Source organism: Gilvimarinus agarilyticus (genome assembly GCF_000832015.1).
Classification (GTDB): Bacteria; Pseudomonadota; Gammaproteobacteria; order Pseudomonadales; family Cellvibrionaceae; genus Gilvimarinus; species Gilvimarinus agarilyticus.
Genome location: NZ_JXCJ01000001.1, coordinates 3,501,586 through 3,513,873, shown reverse-complemented (window position 1 = coordinate 3,513,873; position 12,288 = coordinate 3,501,586). Strand labels below are relative to the sequence as shown.

Annotated in this window: 12 protein-coding genes; 11 read left to right on the top strand and 1 reads right to left on the bottom strand. The window is 45.6% G+C overall.

Annotated elements, in window-relative coordinates; all coding sequences use genetic code 11:
- The first annotated feature begins 327 nt into the window (after nt 1-327).
- On the top strand, nt 328-843 hold the full coding sequence (locus tag SD69_RS15230; RefSeq protein WP_041523886.1) for a hypothetical protein: 516 nt from the start codon (nt 328-330) through the stop codon (nt 841-843).
- 184 nt (nt 844-1,027) lie between these two features.
- Here the strand turns inward: SD69_RS15230 and SD69_RS15225 are convergent, their stop codons facing one another.
- Nucleotides 1,028-2,542: an OmpA family protein gene (locus tag SD69_RS15225; protein ID WP_041523885.1), complete on the bottom strand. Its 1,515-nt coding sequence runs from the start codon at nt 2,540-2,542 to the stop codon at nt 1,028-1,030.
- A 183-nt stretch (nt 2,543-2,725) separates the two neighbouring features.
- Between SD69_RS15225 and SD69_RS15220 the strand changes: the two genes are divergently transcribed.
- The 10 genes from SD69_RS15220 to SD69_RS15175 all read left to right on the top strand — a co-directional run bounded on the left by SD69_RS15220 (nt 2,726) and on the right by SD69_RS15175 (nt 12,286).
- On the top strand, nt 2,726-3,343 hold the full coding sequence (locus SD69_RS15220) for a helix-turn-helix transcriptional regulator (RefSeq protein WP_041523884.1): 618 nt from the start codon (nt 2,726-2,728) through the stop codon (nt 3,341-3,343).
- A 160-nt stretch (nt 3,344-3,503) separates the two neighbouring features.
- Complete coding sequence (locus tag SD69_RS15215) at nt 3,504-3,785, top strand: hypothetical protein (RefSeq protein WP_041523883.1); 282 nt, start codon at nt 3,504-3,506, stop codon at nt 3,783-3,785.
- Between the two features lie 450 nt (nt 3,786-4,235).
- Nucleotides 4,236-5,801, top strand: coding sequence for a TadE/TadG family type IV pilus assembly protein (locus SD69_RS15210; RefSeq protein WP_041523882.1), 1,566 nt, complete (start codon nt 4,236-4,238; stop codon nt 5,799-5,801).
- Between the two features lie 33 nt (nt 5,802-5,834).
- The gene (locus SD69_RS15205) at nt 5,835-6,374 is read left to right on the top strand and encodes a hypothetical protein (protein ID WP_041523881.1); all 540 of its coding nucleotides are present in this window, start codon (nt 5,835-5,837) and stop codon (nt 6,372-6,374) included.
- Between the two features lie 60 nt (nt 6,375-6,434).
- Nucleotides 6,435-7,334: a hypothetical protein gene (locus SD69_RS15200; RefSeq protein WP_041523880.1), complete on the top strand. Its 900-nt coding sequence runs from the start codon at nt 6,435-6,437 to the stop codon at nt 7,332-7,334.
- Between the two features lie 50 nt (nt 7,335-7,384).
- Nucleotides 7,385-8,062 carry a hypothetical protein gene (locus SD69_RS15195; RefSeq protein ID WP_041523879.1) on the top strand — a complete coding sequence of 226 codons (678 nt, stop codon included), beginning with the start codon at nt 7,385-7,387 and terminating at the stop codon, nt 8,060-8,062.
- The gene (locus SD69_RS15190) at nt 8,059-8,316 is read left to right on the top strand and encodes a hypothetical protein (RefSeq protein WP_041523878.1); all 258 of its coding nucleotides are present in this window, start codon (nt 8,059-8,061) and stop codon (nt 8,314-8,316) included. The genes SD69_RS15195 and SD69_RS15190 overlap by 4 nt, the downstream gene beginning before the upstream one ends.
- A gap of 3 nt (nt 8,317-8,319) precedes the next feature.
- Nucleotides 8,320-9,291 carry a Flp pilus assembly protein CpaB gene (gene cpaB / locus SD69_RS15185; protein ID WP_041523877.1) on the top strand — a complete coding sequence of 324 codons (972 nt, stop codon included), beginning with the start codon at nt 8,320-8,322 and terminating at the stop codon, nt 9,289-9,291.
- Nucleotide 9,292: 1 nt separating this feature from the next.
- A complete protein-coding gene (locus SD69_RS15180) occupies nt 9,293-10,612 on the top strand; it encodes a type II and III secretion system protein family protein (RefSeq protein WP_052481215.1) in 1,320 nt (439 codons plus the stop codon).
- Nucleotides 10,613-10,717: 105 nt separating this feature from the next.
- On the top strand, nt 10,718-12,286 hold the full coding sequence (locus SD69_RS15175) for an ATPase, T2SS/T4P/T4SS family (protein ID WP_232301219.1): 1,569 nt from the start codon (nt 10,718-10,720) through the stop codon (nt 12,284-12,286).
- Nucleotides 12,287-12,288 lie beyond the last annotated feature (2 nt).

The following is a 12,288-nucleotide window of genomic DNA, read 5'->3' as shown; positions in this document are numbered from 1 at the left end:
TGTAAAGCGTCAAGGCTGGCGCGATATGCTGTAAGCCGTTGATAATCGTTCTCCGGTGAGCCTTGGCCACTTTTAAGAATGAAAGCATCGAATAAAAAGGGATGCTTGTAAGATATGTTGTTTCACATGCTAAGCCAGCTCGTTTGGCCTCGTCTTTAACGGTTCTCGCCCTGATGTAGCAGGTTGCTGTGAACCTATATTGGTCCGTCTCTAGATGGGGCTGTATAGATTGGCTGTTACACACAGAGGGAGAACGCCTTACCGTGGTCAGCATCATATCGTAGAGCGGCGACTGGCTCGATCGAATTTTTATCTGGAGGGAAGTCTATGAAAAGAGTTGTCATTTCGTGGTTAGTGGCCTGTTCGGCGGGTGCTGCCATGGCGAGCGAAAACCCGTGGAAGAATTCGTTTAGTGCAGATAAGGGAGGCTTTCGCTACGAAAAGGGCAGTTTAGAGTCCTCGTGCTCCGATGAGGCCAGCTACGCAAAGTACCTGTCCGCCGCGATGGATAACCTGATTAAGGTTCAAAGCCTGAATGTCGGGGATCTTAAATCGGATGACAATATAGTTAGCATCGATCCCAATGGAGATAAAGCGGAATTCAAGCTCTATAACGATAGTGAGTATTTAGATGGGGCGGTTTCGGGAAGTGATATTCCTGATGATGTTAAAAACGAATTTTCTGATACCGTGCGTCGGCATACGACCTTGACAGCGCTTAACTATAAAGCCGATTACAAGGGCTTGAGCTTTGGTGACGAATTTCCCGACTCGGTCCAGGCAGAAGTGTGGGATTTCTGTATATCTCGTGGTGAAGCTCTGTTGAGTGATTATAAAAATTAGCGGTCTGTGGCTAAGGCCAGCCGGCCTCTTTTGTATTACAGGCTATGCAGCCCTAACAGAAGGCCTTCCAGTTGGAAGGCCTTTTGCGTTACATCGTAGTGGTGCAGAACATATGAAATAGTTTAGCGCGCTAGCTAGTATAGCTTGATTGCACTCGCTTGCTATGCATTGACGTTTTAGTTGGCTATCTTAATACCAGCTCTACCCGCCGATTATACGCGCGGCCGTTTTCTGATGCATTAGTGCTAATCGGGGTCATGGCGCCTACCCCAGCGGCAAGCAAGCGGGTCTCTGCCACGCCTTGCTCTACTAACGTAGCGCGAATGCTCTCAGCCCGATCCTTCGATAATTGCATATTAAACGTATGCTCACCCGTGGTGTCGGTGTGACCCACTACGTAAAATTGTTGCTCAGGGGCCGATTGTAAGTAGCTCAAAATGACGTCGAGAGCTGGCTGTGAGCTAGGTAGAATATCTGCCTTGCCGCTGGCAAAGTTCAACCCGTGTAGGACCACTTTACCTTCGCGTGCGAGGGAGTCGGTCAAATATGTAGTATTAATGCTAACGCGGTCGGTGGTCATTTGGGCTGATTCTACAATATCATGCACGATTTCAACCCCCTTGTAGACACTTTCTTTAGATATCATTACGGATAGAAATACCTCGCCATTTCCGCTTTTTTTCTTCGCAGTTAACATTCGATAATCGTCATCCTTTCTTGCATCGGTGTCGATTACCGAGGTAAATCGGCCTCGCTCAGCGGAACCGCGCCACAAGTTCTCTATCTGTTCGTCGCCGCATTCAGCTCTCTCACACTCAAACAATATGTCAAAGCCAGATTTTTTAAGAGCATGCTGGTAGTTAGAGAACACCTGGAGCGTAGATTGATCTTTTAGTGTTTCGTAAGCGATAAATGTTGATTTACCCTCTAGCGCTAAGTGCGGTACATCGCCATTTTCATCGGCAATACCTGTGGCTAGAAGCACCTCAGAGAAATCCGTTTCGGAGTATTTAGTGATTCTGGCGCCTTGATATCGAGAGATCAGCGGGTGATCCTGTCCGTCAGCATCTTCTCTGTAATGTTGGGAGGCAACGCTAGGTTCACTAAACTCTCGAATAGAGTCTTTTTTTACCGTAACTTGATCAAGCAAAAGGGTTTCTGGCTCAGTGATTAACTGTCCAATTGACACTCTACCAGAATGTTTTTCCACGATAATCCACTGTAAGTACGTGGGGTTAGACTTTGGTCCCGCCTGAGCAGCGATAAAATGATAGTTATTACTGCCCTGGCTAAATGTTCTAAGGTTAACAAAGGCTCCATCCACCCAAGTAGGGTCGGTAACCCGGTATGAAAATTTCTGGCCGCACGGATCATCTGTATAGCAGTGGAGAAGTACTTCACCATCAAGGTTGTCAATTGCCTGAAGGTAGTTTTCTGCCACCTCGAGCGGAGATCTTCCGCCTTTTAACTCATAAATATGAGCTGTTTGTTTACCGATAACACTCTTTTTTTCAATGTTGCCGTCTTCATTGAGCTTTGATAATGCAATATATGACTCCGTGTAATGAGCATTAATCTGTGTTCGTATCTCCGCATTACTGTATGCCGAAACCAATGGATGATCCGCTTCTTCAGCCTGAGCCGAACTCAACAGCAGGGTAGCTGACAACGTAGTCAGTGCGACCGGGAAAAACTTCATGGTGTATTCCTTACGTATAAATTTATTAATAATCTTTGTGATGCCGTTCTCATCCTGTCACGTTGTAAAAAACTAATGGTAGCATGATCAAATATAAGTAATCGATAATGCACAAATTGTTGAATTTGGCGATGCCCTTCCATGTGGTTATAGCTTTATTTAAGAGCGCCAAGGAACTTTTCTGTGAAAAAGGTTGTAATTCTTAAGGAAAAAGATATCGACTGTCGAACGATATGTTCGTGTCTGGAATTGCTGTCGGTCTGTTATCAGTGCACTTCTTTTGAAAAAGAAGTTTTTGAATGCCTTGATGATGCGGATCTAGTGATAATGGTTTGCCAGAGCATCGATTCGACAAAATCTATGTGGGAGTCAATTGCCTCAGAGCTTTATGGCACCCCGGTTTCTCTTGCGCTAAATACAACCTGTAAAAACTCTGAATCCTACGCACTGAACAGTGGCTTTTTGGGTGTTATACCGTTGACTCTCGAGATTGAGTCGATCGTAAAGGCTGTTAATACGCTAGCTCGCGGAGGTTTATGGTATAGCCGCTCCGCGCTAGAGATTCATATTATGGACCAGCTGGCCGCTCGACGTTCTGTTTCAAGTATATTTTTTGATCGTACTGCGCTCACGGCACGCGAACGCCGGGTAGCGCAGCTAAGTTGCCAGGGGTTGGGTAATAAGGAGATCGCAGAAAGCTTGAATATATCTCCCTTTACCGTCAAAACTCACATGCAAAAAATAATGAGGAAGAGTGGAGTGAAGAATAGAACGCAGTTAAGCGCTGCGTTTATGGGTTAGTGTGATTCGTTTTCGACTACTCAAGCTGGAGTACTATTCGCAAAAAAATAGAGATTAAATTGATTCAATTGGGCGGTTAATCTACAGCACAGTAATCTTTACAATGACGTCGCATTATTTTTTATCACTCACGCTACATTTAATCAAAAGGAGTTACACCATGCGTAATATGAGTAAACGTATCAAAGGTCAGGGCATGACGGAGTATATTATTATCGTCGCTTTGATTGCTATTGCAGCTATTGGGGCGTTCACGCTGTTTGGTAAAACGGCTCGAAATCAGGTGGCCGCTATGGCATCTGAGCTTGGTGGTGAGTCGGCAACTGATGCGATCAATACTGCAAACCAAGCGGGTCAGGATGCAGTAACCAACGCTGAGACAGAGGTGAACCTAAGTAATTATGACGAAACTGCCACGGCTGGTGGAACTAGCGGCAACTAGTCGCCCAGAACGTCTCGGTTCAAGAGAGTGAATCGAGGCGTTTTTTTTATTCTAGAAAGGCTGCGTACCCCAGGTTTTTCGTTTTATCGAAGAAGAGTCTCTGTTTGCGTGACAGTGGTCAGTCCGAAAGGCCTACACCGAAGAGAAGGTGATGGGTTTATAGTCGTCAGGTGAAGAAGTGTTTGTCGCTCTTTACGATAAAGTTACATATCTTTCTGATGCTGTGCAGTGTTTCATGTTCCTGATGCGGCTATAGAAAGTGTTGCGAGTCGACGTTGATCGATCTTAGCCGTACTCGACAATAGAAAAGGATGTTTAGGAAAAGGCATGGTGATCAGCTCCCAGGTTAAGCGAAGAGCCAGGCCTGGGATTTTTGTGTGTCAGAATTTAAGACGTTCCTTGGCAGCGACTTTGGCCGATTTTCTCAGAATTAAGCCAAGACTCGGGTGAATGAAGGTGATACGAAAACAATCGGGATACGCCACGGTATTTATCGTCATATTTTTTGCCGCTATAGCCTTGTCTGTTTTTTCATTATACGACATTGGCTGGGTCGCATCAGAGCGAATTAGGCTTCAAAACACTGCGGACAACACTGCATATAGCACCGTGAATATGCAAACCCGTGATTTGAATATGATCGCAATTACCAATCGTGCGATGATCGCGAATCAGGTAGCGATTGGTCAGTATGTTGGGTTGGTTTCTTGGGCAAGTGAGGTTAATGAGTTTTCTCAGAACTTAGAAACGCTAGGTGATTTCATTCGCTTCGTTCCTTACGTTGGAGTACTAATTGAGCGTATAACGGAGGTTCTGGCTGAGGCGACGTCGACCATGTTGAGCGTGATCGAGTCGGGTGAAGTTTTCATTACCGCACAAGACGCTATTACATTAGCACTCTCGGAGCTACAGAAAGCTAACCATCTGTTTACCTTAGGGGCGTCGCAGTCAGTATATAGCGATATACTTGAGCGGAACGATCCTGATGTTAGTACTAGTGCGTTGGTTTCAGGGGCAAACGTTGCAAGTTTTATGGAGGCCTGGGGGAGTGAGATCAAAGAATTTGATAGCTCCGATGTGGCCGAAAGAAACCGGGGCGGCGATTCGCGGACGACACAACGTTTTACTGAGTTTGCCAACCTTGTTAACGACTCACGAGACCGTTTTACCGCGGATCGGTCCTACCGTGTAGTTCCTAGAGTGAACACAGGAATATACTCGTTTTGGGCAGATAAAAATGGCGGTTCAGATTTTGTCCCGGTTTCGATAAACGGAGGTGGGGGTATACAGTGGAATTGGACCGCCGCAGATACTTTTTCGTTTTATCAGAAGATTGACTTATGGTTTACAAGCTTCACCATTGAGACTCCGCTTGGTTGGGGCGCAGCGCATGCGCTGCATAGAGATCACGAAACTAACAACTATTATTATAGAAACCACCGGAACAAGCGTCGTGATAACTTTGATGAGTCAAATTGGGATAAGGTCAGTTATCAATCAAACGATCGTGATCGCTGGTGGGGAGGCGCGTGGGAGAATGGTAATGCTGCGGGAATGCTTCGATACCCATCGATTCTGGGTAGCGGCGATTCTTATGAGGGTAATAACCTTAGGAGTACGGCTGGGTTAAGAGACTTTCACGATTTTAAATCAGACGAGAAAACAGACTCCATGCCTGCCTTTAACTTATTTTTGAGTAAAGGCGAGCAGAACATGAAGACTCAGAAAATACTGGATGAGCAGAGCGCCACTTACAATCGAAGCGATCGGTTTAGTGTCGAATCCTCCGGTGGAATTCCAACCGATAAGCTATATGCGTCTGCAAGTGCGCAAAGCTTTTTTTCAAGGCCGGATGAAACCACTTATGGAACTCGAGATCACTCATGGAATATAGAGTGGGGGCGTAACGACGGTTTGCACGAGCATGGAAACTTATACAACCCATTTTGGCAAACGAGATTGGTGGATGAGTCATCCTCGATACTTTCAGCTCTAGTAGCGTCTGGCGCTTTATAATTTTACTGAGTAAAACGATTTTAGAGGAATAAAATGAAATCAGCCTTAACACTTTCGATCCGCATCGCTTTGGTCTCTTCTGTGATCATCAGCGGGAATTCCATCGCTAAGGATTTTGACGTTCCTGTTGTCAACCCTTATATGGATAAATTCCATTGGTCCAAAAGAGCGGATGTCAGAAGCATCATGGCTTTGGATCCGCTCTCTGAGGAAAAGTTGGCTACGTGTATGGGGTCGTCGTTAAGTGCTGGAAACGTTGCGCAAAGCACGTATGAAAAGCATTTTGATCAAGGGAAGAGTGTCGATGAACTTCTGTCTGGGCTTTCTAACCTCTACGAACTCAATGGTTATACACCTGTACCTAAAAAGACACTGGAGCCCTGGGACCCTGAAGAATCATCAGTCGGTGTGGTTAAGACGTTAGAGATGAGAAAGTTAGATCTCGTAAAAAATTACTACGAGTCCTATGAAAGTTTAAAGGTGAAAAACAGCGACAATATTGTTGTGCAGCAGGAGATGTGGGACTACTGCATGTCAATTCCCGAGAAAGAGTTCTCCGGGTTGCAGAGCTAATTGTTTAAGGGCGCCTCGTGTAAAAAACCTTAATTTCTATTTGGTACGTTTGGTGAAGAGATGAATCAACAGAAGGGGAGCGTACTAGCGGAATTCGTTATTGTCGTAGGTTTTGTCGTGCTCCCGATGATTATGTTGGTTCCTGTGCTTTATAAATATATTGAAAATAGGCAGATGGTTGAGCAAGCCGCACGCTATGCAGTATGGGAAAGAGTCGCCTACTTCCGTTCCGAGCCAGGAGGCGCTGTGTCTAACGCGCCTGTGAAATCGGATGTTGCCGTTAGCAATGAAATCCAAAATAGAATTTTTTCGCACTCTAAAAGTAAGGTTACCTCTGAGCACTCCCAGCAAACCAGCCTAGACAGTATTAACCCTACGTTGATGGTCAAAACCATGTCAAATGGGGAGCTTGAACCTATTTACGAATTAGATGATAGCCAAAGCAGCGGCGAAAAGTTCGTTACTGTCACTACCAGTGAGCACAGTCCTGATGGATTTGCAGCGGTTCAGGGGGCGCTGGGTGACGTTCTTAGTCTGACGTCAGGATTTAATCCCAACGAGAATGGGATATATCAATCTGAGGTTAGAGTGTCACTAAAGCCGATCGCCTGGTTTCCGGAGCTATCAAGTGATGTTATCGAGTTGTCAAGAACAGGGGCTCTATTGGCTGAGGGGTGGTCCGTCGGTGGTCCGCATGCGGCTGAATCTACGATAGAAGGATTGGTTCCGATCACAACGTTTTTCGACACCCTGGGCGTAGAAACTGTTTTTGGTGCATTAGGGTGGCTTCCTTTGTTTAAGGAGGTTAGCTGGATGGACCTAGGAAAGGTCGAAGTGGATGCGGTGCCTTGCGCCAGGTTGGGGGAGAGCTATAACGGTGGGCAATTAAGAACGCCCCAGTCCTGTTTGCGTCGATTAACGCCTCAATTAAACGATTATGGTTATTCATACGAGCAGTAGTATTCCATAAAGTATATTCACTATGGGAACGAGCGTTGTAAAGGGATCCTATGTCATTCCACGTCGCATTACTTACATTTTTACTCGTCGCGTCGCCACTGGCGTTTTGTGATGATATTAGCTTTCCCGTTCCTGACTATTTTGACCTCCATGTCGTTGCAGATGATATGGAGTTCAACGGTATGAACATGGCTGTTAGTGGTTTTTCAACGACAAAAACAGCAGAGGAAGTGGAGTTGTACTACCGGAAAGAGTGGGGGGAGGAGTTTAGAAAAGGTCGAATGGATAAGCTTGTTGTTTTGTCTCATATTGATGATGGTCTTCTCTACACCGTACAGTTTAACGAAAGTAAGAATGAGCATCTTCAGCTACAGGGTTTTTTGGCAATATCAAACCTACCAGGTATGCGAAGTGAAAGAGATATGAGGTTTGGCGAAGGGTTTCCGATGTTATCGGATACCAAAGTCGTCAACGACATGAAGTCAAATGATCTAGGTAGAAATAATAGAATGCTTTGGTTAACGAATAAGTCATCAGTGACAACAAACTATAACTTTTATCGGCGAGAATTCACTAATGATGGTTGGAGTGTCGTTCATTCCGATAACCTATTGAGAGAAAAAAAGGCCGGGTTGGCGTTATCACGTTCGGGCGAGATGTTGAACATATCGATTGTTGGCAAGAGCTCACTTACTCAGGTTCTCGCCATTGTTACGGAGTACAAATGAACAAGCATCGTGGTTTTGGCGCAGTTGAGTATATTATCGGCTTGGTGTTTTTTTCCATGGCTCTATTGACCCCTTTGCCCGGTATGGAGGGCGATAACGTCGTAGATCTTCTAACGGATGGCATAAAGAGCAATCACACCAGCTATATATACGCGCAATCACTTAGTCATATGCAGATTGACGAAACGGTGATCACCAATGCAAACGGCGATAGAAATAGATCGACGAATTTGTCGGCCTATGAGGAGAACTAATCTGTGTCATCAGTAACAGGAAACAAGAAAAGCTGGGTTTTATTGATTGTTGCGGTGGTTGTCGCGATTCTAGCATTTTGGTTGTCTACTCGATATCTACAGAATAAAGAAACGGCTATTCGCTCGCAAATTCAAGGCCAGGTAGGGAGTAGTGTCAAAGTGGTCGTTGCATCCGCGCCACTTCGCGCCGGGGATGTTTTGGGAGCTACGAATATGGCAGTAGCCGAAGTGTCATCTGAGTTTCTCTCGCCCGCGGTGATTACGCCTGATCGCTTCTCTTTGGTTGACGGTAAAGTGCTTAGCTTTCCGATGGCCTCCGGCGAGCCATTACTGACGCATTATCTGGGTGATGACAGTGTTAGTCGTTTCTCTGAGCTTCTTAACTCCGGCGAGCGCGCTGTTAGCTTTGAGATAGACAATATCAACGCGGTGTCCGGGATGGTTCTTCCGGGCGATTTCATTGATATTGCATTGATCACGAGGGACTCAGAAGTAGAAGAAAGTGCGATGGATGACCAATTATTGGTTCCGTTGCTGGATAAAGTGAGAGTTCTATCGGTAGATGCGATATCGCTTGTAAGTCGGGATGATGATTTTTTTCGCCATGACAATAGTAGCGCGGTATTGGACTACGGCACTGTGACAGTAGCTGTTACCTATAAAAATGCAGGGCTTTTAACACTCGCGAGAAAAAAAGGCGACTTGACGGTCTTTTTAAGAAACTCAGCGGATACAGCCGGTCGCTTAAATGAATCAGTCGCGATGACGGATTACATTGACAATAAGGCTGCGTCTGGAGGGTACGAATTTCTCGGTGGGAGTATGTCTAAGGAAGGGGTAATAGAAAGCAAAAACGTGGCGATACAGAATCTAGGTGGTGATCGTAGGTCCGCTAGGTTGAGTGTGGCGATGGTTCAAGAATCGAAAAAAGACGTTGTGGTAAGTGAAAACGTTGTCACGCAGGTTGGGGATTAGTATGTACAAATGGAGATTTTCGGCATGGATTACTGTCGTAACGATCGCTTTGTCTTTTACGCTAACGGCTAACGCCAAGGCTGAAACAATCGAAGCCTACGTCGGTTCAGTTACCACTATTGAAGTAGGGGAGGTGGTGCGCATAGCAGTGGGGAACGATTCGATTTTAGGAACCAGTGTTCTTGATAACGGAGAGGTGGTTCTAGTTCCTAAGCAAGCGGGCAAAACCGAGCTATATGTTTGGACCCGGGGTGAGAGAAAAAACAGTTACGTTGTCAACATCCTGGGTAGCGATATAAAAGATGAAATCGACCGGGTTCGCTCGATTTTTAGAAGTTTCTCGGGCGTGACGTTCCGCTATGAAGGTGGCTATATTATTGCTGAGGGAAACGTTCCTGAGGAAGATCTAGAGCTTTTTGCAACGCAAACAGGAAACCTGAATTTCGACAACCTAATCTCATTTGTGCGGCCAGAAAAAGTGGCCTTTAAGCAAATGATTCAGATGAAGGTTCAGGTTCTTGAGGTTAACAAGAATTTTACTAAGCAAATAGGAATAGATTGGCAGGACTCTATTGCCGGGCCGAGCGTAGGCTATGTTCATAACTTCGTTACTAACGGTGCTTACGTTTATGGCAGTGAAAGTAACCCGTTGCTTTCGTTGTTCGAAGGCAATCCCTCTCCAATTAGTCTGACATCTACTGCTTCTTACCCTTATGCTGGGTTGTTAACCGGTATTACCTCGATGATCCAGCTATTACAGGAGGATGGTTATGCCAGAATATTGGCTGAACCTTCATTAAGTACTCGCAGTGGTGAGGTTGCTACATTTCAATCGGGTGGTGAGTACCCTATTGCGGTGCTAAATGAGTTTGGTCAGCCCGTTGTAGAGATGCAGGACTATGGCATCCAGCTAGACATCGAGCCGGTTGCAGACGATAACGGTAATATTATTTCTCGGGTGAGAGCAGAGATGAGTTCGATCGACTTTTCGAACTCCGTTAACGGTATACCAGGCATTTTAACGAGAAATACCGAATCGGTGGTGAACCTGAAACATGGCGAGACAATGGTAATCTCAGGCCTTCTGAAATCAGAAGATAGTAAAATTTACGATAAAGTCCCGCTTTTAGGCGATATTCCTATTATCGGCGAGTTGTTTAAATCTCGAAGTTTTGTAGAAGGCCGTAGTGAGCTTGTTATTCTGGTAACGCCTACGATTCATGGTGCACTGGATGAAATTCCAGAGAATCTGCAAAAAAATATAGCAGAGCTGACACAGTTGCGTAACGAAAACTCCATTACCGATAAACTTCTAGATTAGGGCCGCCGCGTGCTTCATATCAGCGTTAAAACACAAAAGGGAACAAAAGTCGCGGACGTCGTATGCCGAGAACCCAGTTGTTATCTAGGGAAAGATGACGATTGTTTGATTAAACTACATGGATGGATGGTCGGAAAACACCATGCTGAGCTACGCAGTACTGATGCAGGGATATTCGTTAAAGACCTTGGTGGTAAAAGCGGTACTAAAGTTAATGGGCGCGCGATTGACGATTATGGTCCGGTGCGTGACTCAGACTCCATTGAGATCAACTCATACATTATTAAAGTGAAGGGCTCTGTAGAGGTTAAGAAGCAAGAAAGCGAGCCCTTACCTTCGGTAGAGTCACGCAACGAAAGCAGCCACGAGTCTTTAACGGAGAGCTTCCCCCCTGAAGGGCCCATGAAGGAGTTCAGGGTTAAAGTTCATAAAGAACTTCTCAAGCAGATGGATTTACGTCGAGTTGATGTCAATAGCATGTCGGACGACCACTTACGTATTTTTACTCAAGATTTGATTCAAAAAATCCTTTTACAGTTCGATGATATTCCAGAGTCCATAGACCGAGATGAACTGTGTGATCAGGTACTGAATGAGGCGGTAGGCCTAGGGCCTTTGGAGTCACTCCTGGCAATGGACGATGTCAGCGAGATCATGGTCAATGCCGCCGATGAAATATTCTATGAAAAAAAGGGAAGAACCTATAAATCATCTGTAAGTTTTACCGATGATCGGGCCGTATTATCCGCTATCGAGCGGATTGTAACCCCGCTGGGGCGTCGCATCGATGAGAGCTCACCTGCCGTCGATGCACGGTTAAAAGACGGATCAAGGGTAAATGCAGTAATCCCTCCCATTGCGTTAAAGGGGCCTTGTATTACGATTCGTAAATTTATGAAGGATCGTCTATGGGCCACCGATCTTGTCAAATTTGGAACTTTCAACGACGAGATGGTCAAGTTTTTGGAGATGGCCGTTGTTCACAAGCAGAATATTATTATTTCGGGTGGCACCGGCTCAGGGAAGACCACGTTGTTGAATGTCCTGTCGAACTTTATCCCCGAGACAGAACGAATTATTACGGTAGAAGATGCCGCCGAACTAAAGCTTTATCAGGATAATTTGATTTCTCTAGAAGCTAGGCCGGCGAACCAGGAAGGCAAAGGTGCAGTCTCGATTAGGGAGCTGGTTAAAAACTGCTTGCGGATGCGGCCCGATCGAATAGTTGTTGGTGAGTGTCGTGGTGGTGAAACACTGGATATGCTTCAGGCTATGAATACGGGTCACGACGGATCATTAACCACTGCGCACGCAAACAGTCCTCGAGACTGTATTTCGAGGTTAGAAGTGATGGTAATGATGGCGGGAATGGATCTGCCTGTGCTGGCTATTCGCGAGCAGATATCCTCGGCGGTTAATATTATCGTACAGCAAACACGATTTGCTTGTGGAGCCCGAAAGGTCATCAGTATCTGCGAAGTATCAGGTGTAGAGGGTAATCGTATTCAGCTTGGTGAGATATTTCGCTTTCAGCAAACAGGGTTCGATAGCGAAGGTAAAGTTAAAGGCAAGTTTGTTACAACCGGTATTGTTCCTCAGTTTTACGAGGACCTGGCAAAACGCGGGCTAGATGTTGACAGAGAAATATTTTCTGAAGGTCGGGAGCTGTCATAGTT

Coding starts and splice junctions, on each gene's coding strand:
- SD69_RS15230 (WP_041523886.1), top strand. CDS start 328: ATGAAAAGAGTTGTCATTTCGTGGTTAGTGGCCTGTTCGGCGGGTGCT.
- SD69_RS15225 (WP_041523885.1), bottom strand. CDS start 2,542: ATGAAGTTTTTCCCGGTCGCACTGACTACGTTGTCAGCTACCCTGCTG.
- SD69_RS15215 (WP_041523883.1), top strand. CDS start 3,504: ATGCGTAATATGAGTAAACGTATCAAAGGTCAGGGCATGACGGAGTAT.
- SD69_RS15210 (WP_041523882.1), top strand. CDS start 4,236: ATGAAGGTGATACGAAAACAATCGGGATACGCCACGGTATTTATCGTC.
- SD69_RS15205 (WP_041523881.1), top strand. CDS start 5,835: ATGAAATCAGCCTTAACACTTTCGATCCGCATCGCTTTGGTCTCTTCT.
- SD69_RS15200 (WP_041523880.1), top strand. CDS start 6,435: ATGAATCAACAGAAGGGGAGCGTACTAGCGGAATTCGTTATTGTCGTA.
- SD69_RS15195 (WP_041523879.1), top strand. CDS start 7,385: ATGTCATTCCACGTCGCATTACTTACATTTTTACTCGTCGCGTCGCCA.
- SD69_RS15190 (WP_041523878.1), top strand. CDS start 8,059: ATGAACAAGCATCGTGGTTTTGGCGCAGTTGAGTATATTATCGGCTTG.
- SD69_RS15180 (WP_052481215.1), top strand. CDS start 9,293: ATGTACAAATGGAGATTTTCGGCATGGATTACTGTCGTAACGATCGCT.